The sequence below is a fragment of the Paraburkholderia sp. 35.1 genome, assembly GCF_050436525.1.
Lineage (GTDB): Bacteria > Pseudomonadota > Gammaproteobacteria > Burkholderiales > Burkholderiaceae > Paraburkholderia > Paraburkholderia tuberum.
Genome location: NZ_JBNDMJ010000003.1, coordinates 96122 through 113895 on the forward strand (window position 1 = coordinate 96122; position 17774 = coordinate 113895).

The following is a 17774-nucleotide window of genomic DNA, read 5'->3' on the forward strand; positions in this document are numbered from 1 at the left end:
GCGCGTTGTTCGAGCGTAGCGGCACGCCCGACGCCGCGCTCATTCGATCGCTATGGCGCCGACGTTTTCATCGACCGATGCGTGATCGAGCGGCTCGCGCCGCATCATCAATACCACCCCGCCCGCCGCGATCACGGCCGGCACCGCGAGCAGGCTGAACACGGCGCCGAAGTGCCAGCCGAGCCCCATCAACGCCGCGCCGATTAGCGCGCCCGCCACGCCGCCGACGCGGCCGATTCCCAGCATCCACGCCACGCCCGTCGCGCGCGCCCGGGTCGGGTAGAAGCTTGCCGCGAGCGCCGACATCGACGTGACCGCGCTGGTCGCGACCGTGCCGGTCAGGAAGATCAGCGTCCCGAGCCAGACCTGATGGCCGACGCCCCGCCCGACCAGCAACACGAGCGCGCCGACGAGGACATAGGTGAACGCGATCACGCGATGCCCGGCGAAGCGATCCATCACCCAGCCGACGCACAGATTGCCGAGGATGCCCCCGAGCGGAAACAGCGACGTCATCAACGCGGCCTTTTCACCGGAGAAGCCGGTGTCCTTGAACAGCGTCGGCAGCCAGTTGGTCAGCAGATAGTAAATCAGTAGCCCCATGAAATAGGCGAGCCACAGCATCAGCGTGCCGAAGCGGTAGCGCGCCGACAGGATGATCGTGAGCGCCCATTGCGAACGCGCGTCGCCGGTATTGCGGCACACGTCGACCGCGAAAAAACGGCATCCGTCGAAACGGTCGTGGGGCGCGATGCGTTGCAGGATGCGCGCGATCCGTTGATCGGCGCGCTTACGCAGCGCGAGAAATTGCGCCGATTCCGGCAGAAACAGTATCAGCATCACGCTCAGCACGAGCGGACCGGCGCCGCCGGCGACCAGCACGCTCGGCCAGCCTAAATGCGGAATCAGCCATGCGGATGCGAGACCGCCGATCGCGAGACCGCCTGAAAAGCCGCAGAACATCGCATTGACGGCGACCGCGCGAATCCGCGCGGGTGCGTACTCGGCCATCAGCGTGACCGCGTTGGGCATCGCCGCGCCGAGACCGAGGCCGGTGAAAAAGCGCAGCAAGGTCAGCGATTCGATCGAGCTCGCGCGGGCCGCCGCGAGACTCCACAGCCCGAAGAAGAACACCGACAGCACTAGCACCGTCTTGCGTCCGATGCGGTCCGCGCAGGGGCCGGCCGCGAGCGCGCCGATGCCGAGTCCCACCAGCGCCGCGCTCATCACCGGGCCGAGCGCGCCGCGCGCGATGCCCCACTGCTGCACGAGCGACGGCGCGATGAAGCCGACCGCGGCGGTGTCGAAACCGTCGGCGGCGACGACCAGAAAGCACAGCACCAGAATCGTCCATTGAAACGGCGAGAAGCGCTGTTCGTCGATAAAGGCCTGCACGTCTACACTGCGTTCGGAGCGGCTCATGTGCGTGCTCCTTTCAGCTGGTTCATTGCGATGTCTCCTTGAGATGAAGAGGTGTTTTTCTTATTGTTCGAATTGCCGTTCAACACCCGGTCGCCGCGACGGTGGTCGCGACCGTGCTTGCGAGCGTCGCGCAGTCCGTTCGTTCATGCCTGTCTCCTCGAACGAGCGGCTAGCGCAGCATCGTCAGCGTCCTGAAGTCGACTCGCCTGATGATGCGGCTCTCCTGCGCGACGATCAGATGCGCGGACGCCTGCAGATACGCGGGCCACTGCGGATCGGCATCGCGCGCGGTGCGGCGCTGGTCGTAGTCGCCGATGCTCTCGTAGCCCCACAGATGCACGACCTGGTTCAGCGCGCCGATATCGCTCATGTAAAAGCCGACTGGCGCGCCCAGATACTTGAGCTGAATCGGCATCGCGAGCCGGTCGAAAACGTCGATGAACTCCGCCATGCCGCGCGGACGGATCGTGTAGATGCGATGATCGACGAAAGGTTTGCCATGGCTCATGTGCCGGTCCTCAATACGGTTTCGGCTGCGCGGGTGTCCGCGTTGCTTGCGCTCTTCGCGCTGTTTGCGCTTTTCACGCTCACGCCCGCGAGATGACGGCCAGTGATATAGCCGAACGTCATGATCGGCCCGAGCGTGATACCCGCGCCCGGATAGTTGCCGCCCATCACACTCGCGCGATCGTTGCCGACCGCGTACAGGCCGGCGATCGGTGCGCCTTTCACGTCGAGCACTTCGCCGGTGACGTTCGTCGAGATGCCGTCGAAGGTGCCGAGATCGCCCATCACGACCTTCAGCGCGTAGTACGGACCGTCGCCGATCGGCGCGACGCACGGGTTCGGCTGGTGCTCCGGGTCCCCCAGATAGCGATTGAACGACGTCGTACCGCGGCCGAATTCGCGATCTTCGCCACGCACCGCGTCGGCGTTGTAGCGCTTCACGGTCGCCTCGAGCGCCGTGCCGTCGAGACCCGCGTTGCGCGCGAGTTCCGCGAGCGTGCGGCCCTTGCTCAGATAGCCGTTGCGCAGCAGCGGGCCGAGCGGCACGGGCGCCGGCTTCGCATAACCGAGCCCGTATTTGCGGATCGTCGCGTGATCGCAGATCAGCCACATCGCGGTTTCGCGTTCGTTCGCGCAGGCCTCGATCATCGCGGCACCCACGTCGTGATACGAATTCGCTTCGTTGGTGAAGCGCTTGCCCGCGCGCGTCACGCCGATCACGCCAGGCTTGTAGCGATCCACCAGATGCGGAAACACGCCGACGCTGCCGTCGCTCATCGGCACGCGCGACACCGGCATCCATGCGGCGGGCTGCGGAAAACGGATCGCCACCCGCGCACCGAGACGTTCGGCCATGCCGACGCCGTCGCCCGTATTGCCGCGCGGCACCGGCGACAGGTGTTCGCCGCCGCGCCGCAGATGCGGATACGCGCGGGCGATCCGTGCGACGTCACGCGAGAAGCCGCCGCACGCGAGCACCACGCCGCGTCGCGCGACGATGCGCATCTCGCCTTGCGGTCCGGCGACGAGCGCGCCGGTCACGCTGCCGTTCGCCACGGTCAGCTCGCGAGCGGCCGTGTTCGTATGGATCGGAATGCCGAGATCGAGCGCGGACTTCGCGAGCCGCGCGGCGAGCGCGTTACCGCTCGTGATCTGCACGCCGCGCCGGTACAGCGCAAGATCCTTCAGATGGCTCGCGAGGCGCTTCGCGACGTACAGCGCGGAGGTGAGCGAACGCGTCGCATTGAAGAAGTGCTTCAGGTCCGCGTTCGACGAATTGAACATCATGCCGATGAACGTGATCGTCTTCAGCGGCGGGCGCAATCGCGAGATGTCCTGGCCCAGCGCGCGCGCATCGAACGGCGCGGCGACGACCGAGCGGCCAATGTCGACACCACCGCCCACGTTCGGGTGATAGTCGGGATACAGCGTCGGCACGAATTTGACGGTGGTTTCGCGCTCGAAGAAGTCGAGCATCTCAGGGCCCGTGTCGAGAAACGCATCGACGGCGGCGGCATCGAAGCACGCGCCGGTTTCGCTGCGCATATAGGTCAGCGCCGCTTCGCGCGTATCGCTGACGCCGTTGCTGTTTGCGTGACGGTTGCCCGGAATCCACAGCACACCGCCTGAAAACGCGGTCGTGCCGCCGAAGAACGGCTCCTTCTCGATCACGACGACATCGAGACCGTGTTTGCGCGCGGTGATCGCGGTCGACAGCCCTCCCGCACCCGAACCGATCACGAGTACGTCGCACGTGAGTGTTGCGCCGCATGTTGCGTTGGTCATGATGGTCTCCTTACGCTCGGACCTGGCGGTCGGCCTGGGTGGCTTGCGCGGCCTGGTTGGCTTCGAAGCCGGGACGCGGCACGAGGTCCATCAGCATGCTTTCGAAGCCGCCATCGACGACGACTTCGGCGCCGTTCACATAGGCCGCGCGTTCGCTCGCGAGAAACGCGACGACATCGGCGATATCGTTCGGCTCGCCGATCCGGCGGCTCGCGGTCATCGCGCTGCGCCGGCGTTCGATATCGCCGTGCTCGTAGAACGCCGCCGACAGCGGCGTGCGGATCATGCCCGGGCACACGGTATTGCTGCGAATACCGCGTGGTCCCCACTCCGCCGCGATCTGCTTCGACAGCATCGTGACACCGGCCTTGCCCGCGCTGTAAGCGCCGCTATAGGTCTGCGGATGATGCGCGGCCACCGACGCGACATGCACGATTGCGCCAGCGCCGCGCTTCAGCATGCGTTGACCGAATTGCTGCGAGCACAGCATGTAGCCGGTCAGATTCACGCGCAGCATCGCATTCCATGCATCGAGTCCAATCTCTTCGATGCCCCCCGGCCGCAACAGGCCCGCGTTGTTCACGAGCACATCGGCGACGCCGAGGCGCGCTTCGACCTCCGACACCGCGCCGCGCACGCTATCGATGTCGCCGATATCGCAGGCGAGCGCCAGCGCTTCGACACCGCTCGCGCTCAGCGCTTGCGCGACGTCACGGCACTTCTGCTCATCGCGATCGAGCAGCGCCACGCGTGCGCCAGCGTCGCCCAACACCTGAGCAATCGCGCTGCCGATGCCGCCCGCCGCGCCGCTCACGACGCAGACGCTACCTTCGAGCCCGAGCCAGTGTCGCGCGTTGGCGGGTGTGTCGCGCCGATCTTTCCGTTGATTCATTTGCTTAGTCCTCCCGATCTCCATGTTCACGATCGCGGCGAGCTTAGGTTGGCCGGCTTCACCAAACTGCGTCATTCGACCGCGTCTCCGATGGAAAAAAGTATAGCCACGCGGTTCCGGACGAAATTGGACAAAGGCAGCGCATCGCAGGACAATTCGAACATTGGAGACAAAACCGCATGAGGAATATCCCTAACTACGATCTGTACGGAGAGTCCGCGCGGCCGCCGTGGTACGACGCGTTCAATTTCGAATGGATCGTCGAGCGCAGTCGTCCGAACGACTGGCATATCGCCGCGCACCGGCACGATGCATTGCTGCAGATTCTCTATATCCGCAGCGGTTCGGGCCACGTTCTGATCGAAAGCGAAAAGCTCACGATCGACGCGCCATGCCTGATCCTGATTCCAGCGCAAACGGTGCACGGTTTCGTGTTTTCGCCGGAGATCGACGGGCTCGTGATTACCGCCGCGCAGCGCGCGCTGGAGTCGATTTCGAAAGCGGTGTCGCCGGGCCTCGTGCCGGTGCTGCAACGGCCCGCGCTGATTCCCGTGCGGCCCGCGGTCGGCGAGCGCACGTTGATGCCCTTGTTCGGTTTGCTGGAGCAGGAATTTCGCGGCAGCGCGCGCGGCCATATCGCCGCGGGCATGTCGCTGATGATTGCACTTTTTGTGCAGGTCGCCCGGCTGACCGATGCCGCCTCGAGCGCGGGCGCGACCGTCAATGACCGGCGCGCCGCGCAGATCAAACGGCTACGCGAACTGATCGCCACCCATGTGCGCGAGCATCTGCCAATCGATTTTTACGCGGAAAAATTGGGGGTGACCGCGGCGCAACTGGGGCGCATCTGTCGTGAGGAGCTTGGCCATTCGCCGCTGTCGCTCGTCAACGATCAGTTGATACGCGAGGCGCAGCGCGATCTGGTCTACTCGGGTTCGAGCATCAAACAGATCGCGCATGCGCTCGGTTTCGAAGATGCGGCCTATTTCAGCCGCTATTTCCGCAAGCAGACCGGCGTCACGCCCAAGGAGTTTCAGGCGGCCGCGCATCGGGATCTGTCGATCAATTAGCGATCCCGATGATCGCGCGGTGCTTGCAGTAGCGCTTACAGCTGCGCCTGCATCTGCGCGCCGGCGACGCCGACGTAGTTCTCCGCCAGTACTGTCGCGGCCGTGCGCGACGTCGTCACGTACTCGAGCTCGGCGACCTGCAGTTGCTGCTCGAACGCCGAAGCGCCTTCGATACGATGCAGCATGCTGGTCATCCAGTACGAGAAGTGCTCGGCGCGCCAGATGCGTTTGAGCGCGGTTTCGCTGTAACGGTCGAGCAGATCGACGCGGTTTTCCTTGTAGAACGCGTCGAGCGCCTTGCTGAGCACGTTCACGTCGGCGACCGCGAGGTTCATGCCCTTCGCGCCAGTCGGCGGCACGATATGCGCGGCGTCGCCAGCGAGGAAGAGGCGCCCGTACTGCATCGTCGTCGACACGAAGCTGCGCATGCCGACGATGTTCTTCTGAAAGATCTTGCCGTCGATGATTCTGTGGCCTTCGTCCGAATCAGCGCGCGCATGCAGCTCGGCCCAGATGCGATCGTCGGACCAGTTGTCGACCGAGTCCTTCGGATCGCACTGGAAATACATGCGCTGCACGTTCGGCGAGCGCGTGCTGATCAGCGCGAAGCCGCGCTCGTGGCGCGCGTAGATCAGCTCGTCCGACGACGGCGGGCCTTCGCACAGAATGCCGAACCAGCCAAACGGATAGACGCGCTCGAAATCCTTGCGCAGCGTCTGCGGGATCGCCTGGCGCGACACGCCTTGCGAGCCGTCGCAGCCGATCACGAAGTCGCATTGCAGTTCGTGCTCCGCGCCTTCGTGGCGATAGCGGATCGACGGCTTCTCGGTATCGATGCCGTGCACCGACGTCTCCGATACGCCGAAACGCAGTTCGGCGCCCGCGGCGACGCGCGCCGCGACTAGATCCTTGATCACTTCGTGCTGGGCATAAACCGTGATCGCATGACCGGTGAGGCCGGTCAGATCGATGCGGCGACGCTTGCCTTCGAACGCGAGTTCGAAACCGTGATGCAGCGCGCCTTCGGCTTTCATGCGTTCGCCGAGACCGGTTTGCGTCAGCAGATCCATCGTGCCCTGCTCGAGCACGCCGGCGCGAATCGTCGATTCGATCTGATCGCGCGTGCGCGTTTCGAGCACGACCGAGTCGATACCGCGCAAATGAAGCAGATGGGAAAGAAGCAGGCCAGCGGGCCCTGCACCGATGATGCCGACTTGGGTGCGCATGTAGTCTCCTGAATGCGGTGATGAAATTTGCGCTCAGTGTGACGATCGCGACGCCTATCCCGCAATGCGATATAGCGGATAGGCCGTATCGCGTTGCGCGATAGAAGGTGTAAGGCGGGAGCCAGCGCCGCGCGGCTGTTTCGGCCGCAAACGCAAGACTGGCGGGGTTTTCCGGCGACTTGGACGACCCGCGGCTCGTGCTACGGCATGGCGTGCCCTGAGGTAAACCCCGATCCGCTAAACGAGCTTCAACTCGCCAAGAAATAGTCGGTAGACCGGATTTTTCGTCTCTTCCCAGCACGGATAGCCGAGCGTTTCGATGAAGCGCTCGAACGCCGCGTGGTCGCTTCCGGGCACCTGAATGCCGACCAGAATCGAGCTGTAGTCCGCGCCCTGGTTGCGGTAGTGGAACAGGCTGATGTTCCAGTTCGGCGCCATCGACGACAGGAATTTCATCAGCGCGCCCGGACGTTCCGGAAACTCGAAGCGAAACAGTCGTTCGTCGCGCGCGAGCGGCGAGCGGCCGCCGACCATGTAGCGGATGTGCTGCTTCGACAGTTCGTCGAAGGTCAGGTCGACGGTGGCAAAACCGTGCGCTTCGAAGGCGCCGGCGATCTGCGCCGATTCGCTGCGATTGCGGATCTGCACGCCGACGAAAATATGCGCCGAGTTCGCGTCGGCGATCCGGTAGTTGAACTCGGTGACGCTGCGCGTGCCGAGCAGCTCGCAGAAGCGCCTGAAGCTGCCGCGCTCTTCGGGGATCGTCACCGCGAAGACCGCTTCGCGCGCTTCGCCCACTTCCGCGCGTTCGGCGACGAAGCGCATGCGGTCGAAGTTCATGTTCGCGCCCGACGTGATCGCGATCAGCGTCTGGTTCTCGATGCCTTCCCGTTCGGCATACTGCTTGGCGCCGGCCACCGCGAGCGAGCCCGCCGGTTCGAGCACGCTGCGCGTGTCCTGGAACACGTCCTTGATCGCGGCGCACAGCGCATCGGTGTTCACGAGCAGTACTTCGTCGAGATATTCGCGGCACAAACGGAAGGTCTCTTCGCCGACGAGCTTCACCGCGGTGCCGTCGGAGAACAGGCCCACTTCGTTCAGCGTCACGCGCTCGCCCGCCTGCAACGACGCGGCCATCGCGCACGAATCATCGGTCTGCACGCCGATCACCTTGATCTCGGGGCGCACCGATTTCACGTATGCGGCGACACCGGCCGCGAGACCGCCGCCCCCGATCGGCACGAAGATCGCGTGAATCGGCCCTTGGTGCTGGCTGAGGATTTCCATCGCGACGGTGCCCTGGCCGGCGATCACGTACGGATCGTCGAACGGATGCACGAAGGTCAGGCCGCGCTCTTCCTGCAGCTTGACCGCGTGACCATAGGCGTCGCTATACGACTCACCGAACTGCACGATCTCGACGGTCGGCCCGCCATGCGTGCGGATCGCGTCGACCTTGAGCTGCGGCGTCGTCACCGGCACGACGATGATCGCCTTCACGCCCATGCGTGCCGCCGATAACGCCACGCCCTGCGCATGATTGCCCGCCGACGCGGTGATCACGCCGCGACTGAGCGCCTCGGCCGGAATATGCGCCATCTTGTTGTATGCGCCGCGCAGCTTGAACGAGAACACCGGCTGGTTGTCCTCGCGCTTCAGATAGACCGGGTTGCACAGCCGCGCCGACAGGTTCGGCGCGCGTTCGAGTTCGGTCTCGCGCGCCACGTCGTAGACGCGCGCGGTCAGGGTCTTTTTCAGGTAGTCGTGGGACGGCGCGACGCGCCCGGCCGCTGCGGCGGCCTGTTCGAGTTCGTTTAACAGCACGGCAAGCTCCTGGGTGGCAACATTCGATGCAACAACGCATCAACGGCGATCGACATCGAACGATAGCAATCGCGGCATGTTCGCCAGGAGGCAGGCAGAGAATGAACCTGAAAGCGGACATAAAAAAACCCGCCTCGTTTGGCGGGTTATGTGTGACTGCAAGTCGACGCGCGCTAACCCACCATTCGATGAATGATGCTAATAATCAGCGCAATACGGATGTCGAGGCAGTTCATGTCGGCGATCTTCGTCGACTCGGCAAGCTTTGTCAATCTCCGCGCATCTCCGCGCAGTGCGCCAGTGCCACAATCGGGTAGGAGGCGGGGTTGCCCCCGCCGTCCTCCCACAACACCGGACGTACGGATCACGTATCCGGCGTTTCCTGACGACTGGATTGCTCCAGCGAGCTTCGTTTCGTTCGTCGTGTCGCCTGTCGTTCAATGGACACCCCAACCTCTCTCAGGCTTCCGGCCGTCAAGTTTGATCGCAGGCTCCCGGCTGTGCCGAGACTTGTGCCCAAACGCTCAGAGAGCACGCGTGACTATCCACTCTCGTCAGGTTCGGCCCTTCACTGCTCCGGTTCCGAGCCGCTACTATGGCCTCTGCTGACTCCCGCCAGCCCATCCCGGCACCTTGCGATGCCAGTAGCACAAGGCAGACTGACGGGGCTCCCAGGGTAATGCGCGCGACCTTCCTGCTTATGCCTGTCGGATCTACGTCGTGGCGTTCCGTGCAAGTATTGGGCTTTACAGATCTTGGACTGCTCACCCCGCCACACCGCCTGATATCCGCTTCCTGTTCGTCAGGCCAGCATTTTGCCTGCGGCTTCCTTCAGATTCCGCCTTACGACGGACACCCTTGCCGTTCAGCTAGCACTTCCCCTTGCCGGGTGTGCAGAGGACTTTCACCCCCAAGTCATCCGGCTCGCCACCACAGCGGGTCGGACAGCGCCAGTCACGGCGCTACGCGCCATGCCTGGCGCACCAAGAAAAACGGGGCGCACCGGCAAGCGCGCCCCGCTGAGACGGCCAACACCGACATCAATCGCGCACGCCGCTCTGCTTTTTGAATGCCGCGAGAATGCGTTGCTCGAGCGCGTTGTAATCGCGGCCAAAGTGATGATCGCCGGTCGTGCGGATGACGTCGACGCCGGTCTTGTCGAGCGCCGGACACAGCGTGTCGGTCTCGCTCTCGCCATAGAAGCATTGAACGATCGACGGCGGCACATGCGCCAACTCGGGGCGCACATTCAGCGCCTTGTCGCTCGCGGGCATGCCGAGCCAGCCGCCGACGCGGATCTGGAAATCGGCGTCGGGCGCGAAGCCGAGCAGCGAAATCAGCGACACCTTATCGCGCTGCGCCTGCGGCAGGCGGTTATACGCGAACGGCAGCACGTCGGCGCCGAACGAATAGCCGATCAGCGCGATATGCTGCGCGTGCCAGCGCTCGCCATAGGTTTGCATCACCCGCGCGAGATCGCGGCTCGTTTGCGCGGGCGGCTTCTCGCTCCAGAAATAACGCAGGCTGTCCCAGCCGACCACCGACACGCCATCTTTCTGCAGTGCCTGCGCGATCGTCTTGTCGAGATCGCGCCAGCCGCCATCGCCGGAAATCACGATCGCCATCAAGCCGTTCGGATGCGCGGCCGGCAATTCGATCAGCGGCAGGTCGGACACGTCGTCGGCGCTGATCGAGACCGGCTGCAGATGCGGCGTCAGCAATGCAACGAGACGCGCGCGATCGGCATTGCCCGTGCTCGCCTTTTCGACGAAGCCCGGCACCTTGTCGCGAATCACGGTCGGGTCGGGCGGACACGGTTCGAAGCGCGCGTCCAGCGTGTGATCGGCGTCGACCGACACCGCGCCCGCGATCGTATTGGACGGCGCCTGCTCGAGCACGTGCATCGCGAGCGTCGCGCCCTGCCCCGTACCCGCGACGATCGGCGCGAAGTAGCGGCTCGACTGCGACTGCCGTTCGAGCTGATGGCTGAGCGCCTCGGCATCGCCCACCAGCTGATGACAGGTTTCCTTTTTCGCGGCAAGGTTGGCCGCGTAGTGCGCGGTATCGACGCCGACCGTCATCGCGCCCGCTTTCGCGAGCGCATCGGCGCTCTGCTGATCGGCTGCGCTCCAGCCGCTTGCCTGCGAATACAGCACGACGAAGCCGCGCAGCGGCCCCTCGGGCTGCGTCACGCGCACGTCGCCATAGCGGCCGCCGGGCACGGTGATGGTGGCCGCGTGCGCGAGCGCGCCGCAACTCAGAACGCTCGCCGCGACGGCGAGCCGGAACAACGGATGCAATGTCATGAACGCCGGCCTCCTGCCAGCAGCGACAGGTCCGCGAGCGTGAAGAACACGCCCGAACCGGATGCCGCGAGATAACGCGGCTCCCAGCGCGGCTGGAACTTGCTCTTGAAAGCACGCAGTCCGCGGAAGTTGTAGAAGCGGCCGCCGAAGCGCCACACGATGCCGGCCAGCCGATGCCAGCGCGACGCGAGCGGCGTCGGCTGCACGCCGGAGAGCGGCGCAATGCCGAGACTGAGCGAGCGGAAGCCCGCCTGTTTCAGATGCAGCGCGAGCTGCGTGAACAGATATTCCATCGCATACGGCGACGCGCTTTCGACGTGACGCATCACGCCGACGGTCGCCTCGGTATTCATATCGGTCGTCATGAAGGTCACGAATGCGACCGGCTCGCCGTTCTGGCGCACCAGCATCACCGACTGCGCGGCCAGGTATTCGTCATGGAAAGCCGCGACCGAGAAGCTCTTCTCGCGCGCGTCGCGGCTGTCGAGCCAACCGTCGGAAATGCCGCGCAGCGTTTCGAGCGAGGCCGGCACATGGGCCTGATCGATCACTTCGACGCTAAAGCCGTCGCGCTCGCCGCGCTTGAGCGCATAGCGCAGATGCGCGCGATGCGAGCCCTTCAGATCGAAGTCGTCGAGCACGACGTGCGCTTCCTCGCCGAGCTTCATCAGCGTGAGGCCAGCGTCGAGATACAGCGGCAGCGCATTCGCGCGCACCTGGTAGAACGCGGCGCGACCGCCATGCGCATGCGCGAGCGCGACGAACTTGCCGATGAGACCCGCCCACTCTTCGCGCGGCCCCACCGGATCGTGCAACGCGGCCCACGTGCGGCCGTATTTCGCGTACATCAGGAACGCTTCGCGCGACTCCGAAAACAGGAAGCTCTTGTCGCCCATCAACGCGAGACCGGCATCGCTGCGTTCCTGCGCGCGCACGATGCGCGCGGCGTCGTGCAGATCTTCGGGCGCCGGCTTCACGAAGCGGCCCGGCGCCGGACGCAGCAATTGCCAGAACGAGAAGGTCGCGGCGAACACGCTCGCGGCGAGCGTCGCGCGCAGCGCGCGCGGCGCGCGCTCGTCGAACGCGAATTGCCACCACAGATCGCCCGTGTACGGCACGTCACGGAAAGCGAACAGCATGATCCACGTCGCGAGCATCAGCACCATCGCGACCGACACGAGCCAGCCGGCCGTGAAACGCTCCGCGAACAGCGACGAATGACGGTTGAAGCGCTTGCGCGTCGCGAGCAGCAGCACGATCAGCATGCCGAGCACACCGGCTTCGACGAACGCGAGACCCTTGGTCAGCGACAGCGCGAGGCTCAGCAACGCGAGCGCGAGCGTCATCCACCATGCCGCATCGAGCCGCCGCAGCAGGCCGCGCGCGACGAACAGCAGCAGCACGCCGAGCACGCTGCATAGCATCTGCGAGCTTTCGAGCACCCACAGCGGCACCAGGTCGCGCAGCATATGAATGCGCTGCCAGAACGCCGGCGTCGCGCTCGAAATGACCAGCATGCCGCCGACCACGAACGTGACGAGGCTCAGAAACAGCGGCGCGAGTTCCGACACGCGCTGCGCCTGCAACATCGACAGACGATTCTTCAGCGCGCGCCCCTCGAAACCCGCGAGCAGCGCCGCGGAGACGATCAGCGGCACGCCGAAATAGATCGCGCGATACGCGAGCAGCGCGGCGACCATCTGATGCATCGGCACGCTGCCGCTCAGCGTGAACACCATCGCCGCTTCGAACACGCCGACGCCGCCAGGCGTATGGCCAATCAGGCCGAGCAGCATCGCGGCCGCGTAGACGGTGATGAAGCCGACGAAGCTCACGTTCGCATGCGGCAGCAATGCCCACAACGCGAGGCCCGCGGCGACCACGTCGAGCACCGCCAGCGCAACCTGCGCGAGCAGATCGCGGCGCGCGGGAATATCGAACGAGAGCCACTGCCAGCGCGTGCGGATCGGCCGGGTTTGCCGACGGCACGCGGCCGCGGCGAGCGCCAGCCCGAGCAGCAGCGCAGCGCCGCTCCAGCGCAGCGCGACTGGCGGCAGATGCAGCATCGGCGCGAGCTGGCCCGCCATGCAGACCATGCCCAGCGCGGTCATCAAGACGAGGGCGAGCGCGAGCGACACGCTCGTAAACACCGTCATGCGGCCGATCTGCGCGGGCGTGATGTTCGCGACGCCGTACACGCGCGCGCGCACCGCTCCGCCCGTCAGCGCGCCGAAACCGGTCGCATTGCCGAGCGCCGAACCGGCCGTCGCGCCGACCCACAGCGCCGCGCGCGGCACGCTCACGCCGAGATAGCGCAGGCCGACCGCGTCGCGCCCGACCAACGCGACGTAGCTGAGCGCGGTCGCGCCGAGCGCACCGATCCACTCGCGCGCCGACAGCTGGCGCAGTTCGCGGATCACCGAACGGTAATTCACTGCCTCGGACAGATGCTGCAGCACGACCAGCAGCAACCCGCAAATGACGAGCGCGAGCACGGGCGACAGAAGGCCCCGGCTGCCAAGCGCTTTCGATGCACGGCCGAGCAGCGCCGGGAGGCGCTCGAAGCTGTGTTGAAGTCGGTGGAACATGGTCAATGCGGGCCTTGCGAGGAGCGGTCGCGGCGACGGGTCGTCACGCGCGGTATCGCCTGTGGCGGCGATTACAAAGTGATAACGGCAAAACGTGCAAAAGGTTGACAGCATTAGCAATTTTGCCGTCGGTTCACTTGCGCGTCGCGTGTCAAAAGCGCGCGATTGTAATGCTTCCTCGCGTGATGCGAGGCATCGGGCCGGCGCAACCGCGGCATCAGGATCACGGCTGGGCGTGCCGTAATCAGGAGCGGAAGCACGATATCAGGAAGGGAAACGGCGATGGCAGCCCGGAATTGGCTGACGGCGGGCGTCTATCTGGTGGGACTGGGGAGCCGACTCGCTGAACGTGCTCCGCTTGGCGGGGCCAGAAAGCACAATGCCCGCTACTCGAGCGGGCATTGACACGACAGCTGGGGCTTGCGGGGCCCGCGCGGGAAACTCGCGCTTAGTTCGGGCGACGGTACGCTTCGGCGATCACTGCGCAGTTCTGCAGATGCAGGTTCAGCGCATGCAGCGCCAGCGCGCGCAGCTTGCCGAAGAACGTGTTGGCAGCGGGGGTGGAACGGACGGCATTCGATGCGGTGTTCATGGCGACTCCTTATCAGGGTTTATACCTACGGAATAACCCGATTATAGCGATCTCGTGCCGCAGCGCAACAAAACAATATTTTTTGGCGACGTCGCGATGCCAACGTCGCATACCGGATACGGAAAATTCGTAAAGGGGCCGCATCGGTCGTGCAGGTATTAACAATCCGCACCGTACAGGTGCAATAATGACCCCTTTGCCTGCGACGCTTCGCCGCAGGCTCGCCGATATGACCGTCGCCCAGACCCAAAAAGCTCTGATTGCGCCTCTTATCGTCGCGTGCGCCATGTTCATGGAAAGCGTCGACGCCAACGTGATCGTCACCGCGCTGCCGGCCATGGCACGCGATTTCGGGCGCGATCCGGTCACGCTGAAAATCGCGGTAACAAGCTACGTGCTCGGGCTCGGCGTGTTCATCCCGGTATGCGGCTGGCTCGCCGACAAGTTCGGCGCGCGCACGGTATTCCGCACCGCGATCGGCGTCTTCGTGACGGGCTCGCTGTTGTGCGCCGCGTCGAACTCGCTTGCCACTTTCACGGTTGCGCGTTTCATCCAGGGCGTCGGCGGCGCGATGATGGTGCCCGTCGGGCGCATCATCATCTTTCGCGTGGTGGAGAAAGCCGACTTCATCCGCGCGATGAATTACCTGAGCGTGCCCGCAATGCTCGGCCCCGCCGCCGGTCCGCTGCTCGGCGGCTTCATCACCACGTATCTGCACTGGCGGCTGATCTTCTTCATCAACGTGCCGATCGGCATTCTCGGCATCTATCTGACCAATCGCTATATCGCCAATACGCGCGAGCCCGACCCCGGCCCGCTCGACTGGATCGGCTTCCTGCTGTCGGCGGCGGGCGCGGTGCTGCTGTTGCTCGGCTTGTCGCTGGTCGGCGGCGAACTGATTTCGAATACGGACGCGTTCGGCATGTGCGCGCTCGGCGCGGCGCTGCTCGCGATCTACGTCGCGTATGCGCAGCGCGTCGCACTGCCGCTTCTGGATTTGCGTTTTTTCAAGGTGCCGACTTTCCAGGCGAGCGTGCTCGGCGGCTCGCTATTTCGCATCGGTCTCGGCGCGTTGCCGTTCCTGCTGCCGCTGCTGCTGCAGGAAGGTCACGGCATGAGCGCGTTCCAATCGGGGCTGATCACCTGCGCGTCCGCGTTCGGCGGCATGTTCATGCGCACGATCGCCTCCACGGTGCTGCGCCGCTTCGGCTTTCGCCAGGTGCTGGTGTTCAACGCCGCGCTATCGGGCATTTCGATCGCCGCGTGCGGGCTGTTTTTCCCGCACACGCCGACGTGGATCATCTGGGTCGTCGTGTTGCTCGGCGGCTTCTTCCCCGCGTTGCAGTTCACGAGCCTCAATTCGCTGACCTACGCGGAGATCGCGAGCCGCGACGTCGGCCGCGCGACGAGCCTCGGCAGCGTCGTGCAGCAGATGTCGCTCGGCCTCGGCGTGACGGTCGGCGGCATCGTGCTGCAGATTTCGCGCGCGCTGCATGGGCATCCGAGCATCACCTGGTCGGATTTCTGGCCCGCGTTTCTCGTGGTCGGGCTATGCTCGTTCGCGTCGATTCCGGTCACGCTGCGCCTGCCGCGCGGCGCGGGCGCGGAGATTTCGCGAGGCGGGCGCGGCTGAGCCGGCTGCCGTGTCCCCGCGCGAGCGCCCCGCTCTTCACGGGTTCGGGCGCTCACGCGCGCTTGCGAATCACGCTCACTTCGCCATTGCGTTCGAGAATCGCGGCGGCCACGTCGTCCATCGAGCGCGAGCCGGTTTTCTGCCGCACGCTTTCCTCGATGTCGGTGCGCGTGACGAGCGCCGCGTGCATTTCGTTCGCGTGGAACTTGCCGTCGCTGAACACCTCGCGCTCGGCGCCGCCCACCAGCAGCTCGAAGCGGCGCGAGCGTATGAACGACCACGCGAGCACCCGGTGACACACGACGATCGCGAACGACGCGACGACGGTCGCGATAAACGGCGACGCACCGACGATCGCGCGGCTCAGCGTCGCGCCGAGCAGAATCACGACGACCGAATCGAACGGCGAGCGCTGCCCGAATGAACGGCGCCCCGATACACGGATCAGCGCGAGCGCGATCACGAACACGGCGATCGAGCGCATACCCATCTGCAACGGATCGAGCTCCCTGCCTTGGCCGAATAGAACGAAAAACGCGTCCATCATGTTCGTCCTCCCCGCGGCGGATTGCCGTGCGAATGTTCTGGTGTCCGGATAGTTGCGAGCGAGACGAGCCCGCGACGCGTCGCCGTCGCTCAGGCCAGCGCGCCGTCCGTCGCCCACGAAATGAGCGTATCGCCGAAACCGCCGCTCACGCGGGCCACGGTGCGCGCGCTCGTGGTCACGCGCGGCGCGGCGCTCCACGCGATGCGCGCGCCGGTCGCGATCAGGCGATCGACGAGCGCGGCATCCTCGCTGCACTTGAGCGGCGGAAAGCCGCCCGCGCGCCGATAGGCGTCGGCGGAAACGCCGAGATTCGCGCCGTGCACATGCCGATGTCCGTCGGCGTCGACATACGTCTTGCGAAAATATTCGCGCACGCTGTGCGGATGCGCGCTCCAGTCGTCGACGGCGATCGAGCCGCACACCGCATCGGCGCCGAGCGCCAGTTGCGCGGCCAGCCAACCGGGCGACACGCGGCTGTCGGCATCGGTAAACGCCAGCCAGCGCGCGCCGTGCGCGAGCAGAAGCGACGCGCCGAGCGCTCGCGCGATCCCGACGTTGCGCGCCTTCAGCGTCAGCGTCTGCACGCCGTAAGCGCGCGCGATCGCCCCGCTGAAATCGCTGCACGCGTCGAGCGCAACGACGATCCGCACCTCCTCGCCGGCGAGCGCTTCGTGTCGCGACGCTTCGAGCAAGGCCGCGAGGCAGCGTGCGAGCAACGTCTCTTCGTTATGCGCCGGAACGATCACGCCGATCATAGAAGCCCCTCGCGCTGGGCGACCGAACGTGCGTCGCGCGACCACACGTCGATCAGCAAGTCGGCTTCGTCGTGATGCGCGAGACGCGCGAGACCGCAGCGTGCATCGAATAGCGCGTGCGCATGGTCGGCGGATTCGCGCGCTTCGGCGAACGGCCGGCGCCAATGACAGGCGAGCAGCGTGCCGTCCGGCGTCAGCGACCCGGCGATGCGCGCGGCCAGCGTTTCGAGCTCGGCCGCGTCGAGGTAGTACGCGAACTCGCTGATCACGATCAGATCGAACGGCCCGTGCTCCGTCGGCCAGTCGCGCGGCACCCTGCGCTGCTCGATCCGCACGTTCGATGCGCCCGCCACGCGTTCACACGCAAGCTCGACGGCGCGCGCGTGCAGATCGGCGGCGAGCAGCGCGTCGCAGCGCGTCGCGAGCCCGGCCGTCAACTCGCCGTTCGCGCAGCCCGGTTCGAACGCGTTGCGATAGCGCGCCCGCGGCAGCAACGCGAGCGTCAGCGAACGCTTGCGGCGTTCGTACCAGCCTTCGCGCAAACGCCACGGATCGTCGCTGCGTCGGTAGAGTTCATCGAAGTACGGCGCCGTCGAGTTCATCTCAGCGATCCTCCCAAGGCAGGGG

The 17774-nt window shown here is 65.4% G+C and carries 15 protein-coding genes; 3 read left to right on the forward strand and 12 right to left on the reverse strand.

Features of this window, described 5'->3' with window-relative positions; translation table 11 throughout:
- Nucleotides 1–39 precede the first annotated feature (39 nt).
- From OKW27_RS20490 to OKW27_RS20505, 4 genes are all read right to left on the reverse strand, one after another.
- Nucleotides 40–1422 (reverse strand): MFS transporter, encoded by a 1383-nt coding sequence (locus tag OKW27_RS20490; protein ID WP_429334699.1) that lies wholly within the window; start codon nt 1420–1422, stop codon nt 40–42.
- 169 nt (nt 1423–1591) lie between these two features.
- Nucleotides 1592–1930, reverse strand: a complete 339-nt coding sequence (locus tag OKW27_RS20495) for an NIPSNAP family protein (RefSeq protein WP_429334700.1) — start codon at nt 1928–1930, stop codon at nt 1592–1594.
- On the reverse strand, nt 1927–3714 hold the full coding sequence (locus OKW27_RS20500) for an FAD-dependent oxidoreductase (protein WP_429334701.1): 1788 nt from the start codon (nt 3712–3714) through the stop codon (nt 1927–1929). The genes OKW27_RS20495 and OKW27_RS20500 overlap by 4 nt, the downstream gene beginning before the upstream one ends.
- A gap of 10 nt (nt 3715–3724) precedes the next feature.
- Nucleotides 3725–4606 (reverse strand): SDR family NAD(P)-dependent oxidoreductase, encoded by an 882-nt coding sequence (locus OKW27_RS20505; protein ID WP_429334702.1) that lies wholly within the window; start codon nt 4604–4606, stop codon nt 3725–3727.
- Between the two features lie 179 nt (nt 4607–4785).
- On the opposite strand from OKW27_RS20505, the gene OKW27_RS20510 reads away from it, so the two are divergent.
- Entirely contained in the window at nt 4786–5676 is an 891-nt protein-coding gene (locus OKW27_RS20510) for a helix-turn-helix domain-containing protein (RefSeq protein WP_429334703.1), read from the forward strand.
- 35 nt (nt 5677–5711) lie between these two features.
- On the opposite strand, the gene OKW27_RS20515 is transcribed toward OKW27_RS20510, so the two are convergent.
- Both OKW27_RS20515 and ilvA read right to left on the reverse strand, forming a co-directional pair.
- A complete protein-coding gene (locus OKW27_RS20515) occupies nt 5712–6902 on the reverse strand; it encodes a 4-hydroxybenzoate 3-monooxygenase (protein ID WP_429334704.1) in 1191 nt (396 codons plus the stop codon).
- 237 nt (nt 6903–7139) lie between these two features.
- Complete coding sequence (gene ilvA / locus OKW27_RS20520; protein WP_429334705.1) at nt 7140–8726, reverse strand: threonine ammonia-lyase, biosynthetic; 1587 nt, start codon at nt 8724–8726, stop codon at nt 7140–7142.
- Between the two features lie 101 nt (nt 8727–8827).
- Between ilvA and OKW27_RS20525 the strand changes: the two genes are divergently transcribed.
- Nucleotides 8828–9043, forward strand: a complete 216-nt coding sequence (locus OKW27_RS20525) for a hypothetical protein (protein WP_143037173.1) — start codon at nt 8828–8830, stop codon at nt 9041–9043.
- A gap of 723 nt (nt 9044–9766) precedes the next feature.
- Here the strand turns inward: OKW27_RS20525 and OKW27_RS20530 are convergent.
- The 3 genes from OKW27_RS20530 to OKW27_RS20540 all read right to left on the reverse strand — a co-directional run bounded on the left by OKW27_RS20530 (nt 9767) and on the right by OKW27_RS20540 (nt 14212).
- Nucleotides 9767–11032 (reverse strand): virulence factor family protein, encoded by a 1266-nt coding sequence (locus tag OKW27_RS20530; protein ID WP_090805257.1) that lies wholly within the window; start codon nt 11030–11032, stop codon nt 9767–9769.
- On the reverse strand, nt 11029–13620 hold the full coding sequence (gene mprF / locus OKW27_RS20535) for a bifunctional lysylphosphatidylglycerol flippase/synthetase MprF (RefSeq protein ID WP_429334706.1): 2592 nt from the start codon (nt 13618–13620) through the stop codon (nt 11029–11031). Before mprF ends, OKW27_RS20530 begins: the two co-directional genes overlap by 4 nt.
- Nucleotides 13621–14068: 448 nt before the next feature.
- Entirely contained in the window at nt 14069–14212 is a 144-nt protein-coding gene (locus tag OKW27_RS20540; RefSeq protein ID WP_184056639.1) for a hypothetical protein, read from the reverse strand.
- A gap of 229 nt (nt 14213–14441) precedes the next feature.
- On the opposite strand from OKW27_RS20540, the gene OKW27_RS20545 reads away from it, so the two are divergent.
- Nucleotides 14442–15845, forward strand: coding sequence for an MFS transporter (locus OKW27_RS20545; RefSeq protein ID WP_184056642.1), 1404 nt, complete (start codon nt 14442–14444; stop codon nt 15843–15845).
- A 52-nt stretch (nt 15846–15897) separates the two neighbouring features.
- Here the strand turns inward: OKW27_RS20545 and OKW27_RS20550 are convergent, their stop codons facing one another.
- From OKW27_RS20550 to OKW27_RS20560, 3 genes are all read right to left on the reverse strand, one after another.
- Nucleotides 15898–16392, reverse strand: a complete 495-nt coding sequence (locus OKW27_RS20550; protein WP_090805813.1) for a DUF421 domain-containing protein — start codon at nt 16390–16392, stop codon at nt 15898–15900.
- Between the two features lie 89 nt (nt 16393–16481).
- Nucleotides 16482–17147 carry a glycosyltransferase gene (locus tag OKW27_RS20555; protein ID WP_090805262.1) on the reverse strand — a complete coding sequence of 222 codons (666 nt, stop codon included), beginning with the start codon at nt 17145–17147 and terminating at the stop codon, nt 16482–16484.
- Nucleotides 17144–17749, reverse strand: a complete 606-nt coding sequence (locus OKW27_RS20560) for an SAM-dependent methyltransferase (protein ID WP_090805264.1) — start codon at nt 17747–17749, stop codon at nt 17144–17146. The genes OKW27_RS20555 and OKW27_RS20560 overlap by 4 nt, the downstream gene beginning before the upstream one ends.
- Between the last annotated feature and the right edge of the window lie 25 nt (nt 17750–17774).

What these genes read in the sequence shown, in the direction of transcription:
- OKW27_RS20515 (WP_429334704.1), bottom strand. Translation starts at nt 6,902, where the DNA reads ATGCGCACCCAAGTCGGCATCATCGGTGCAGGGCCCGCTGGCCTGCTT.
- OKW27_RS20550 (WP_090805813.1), bottom strand. Translation starts at nt 16,392, where the DNA reads ATGATGGACGCGTTTTTCGTTCTATTCGGCCAAGGCAGGGAGCTCGAT.
- OKW27_RS20500 (WP_429334701.1), bottom strand. Translation starts at nt 3,714, where the DNA reads ATGACCAACGCAACATGCGGCGCAACACTCACGTGCGACGTACTCGTG.
- OKW27_RS20530 (WP_090805257.1), bottom strand. Translation starts at nt 11,032, where the DNA reads ATGACATTGCATCCGTTGTTCCGGCTCGCCGTCGCGGCGAGCGTTCTG.
- OKW27_RS20560 (WP_090805264.1), bottom strand. Translation starts at nt 17,749, where the DNA reads ATGAACTCGACGGCGCCGTACTTCGATGAACTCTACCGACGCAGCGAC.
- OKW27_RS20505 (WP_429334702.1), bottom strand. Translation starts at nt 4,606, where the DNA reads ATGAATCAACGGAAAGATCGGCGCGACACACCCGCCAACGCGCGACAC.
- OKW27_RS20510 (WP_429334703.1), top strand. Translation starts at nt 4,786, where the DNA reads ATGAGGAATATCCCTAACTACGATCTGTACGGAGAGTCCGCGCGGCCG.
- OKW27_RS20490 (WP_429334699.1), bottom strand. Translation starts at nt 1,422, where the DNA reads ATGAGCCGCTCCGAACGCAGTGTAGACGTGCAGGCCTTTATCGACGAA.
- mprF (WP_429334706.1), bottom strand. Translation starts at nt 13,620, where the DNA reads ATGTTCCACCGACTTCAACACAGCTTCGAGCGCCTCCCGGCGCTGCTC.
- OKW27_RS20495 (WP_429334700.1), bottom strand. Translation starts at nt 1,930, where the DNA reads ATGAGCCATGGCAAACCTTTCGTCGATCATCGCATCTACACGATCCGT.
- OKW27_RS20540 (WP_184056639.1), bottom strand. Translation starts at nt 14,212, where the DNA reads ATGAACACCGCATCGAATGCCGTCCGTTCCACCCCCGCTGCCAACACG.
- OKW27_RS20525 (WP_143037173.1), top strand. Translation starts at nt 8,828, where the DNA reads ATGAACCTGAAAGCGGACATAAAAAAACCCGCCTCGTTTGGCGGGTTA.
- OKW27_RS20555 (WP_090805262.1), bottom strand. Translation starts at nt 17,147, where the DNA reads ATGATCGGCGTGATCGTTCCGGCGCATAACGAAGAGACGTTGCTCGCA.
- OKW27_RS20545 (WP_184056642.1), top strand. Translation starts at nt 14,442, where the DNA reads ATGACCGTCGCCCAGACCCAAAAAGCTCTGATTGCGCCTCTTATCGTC.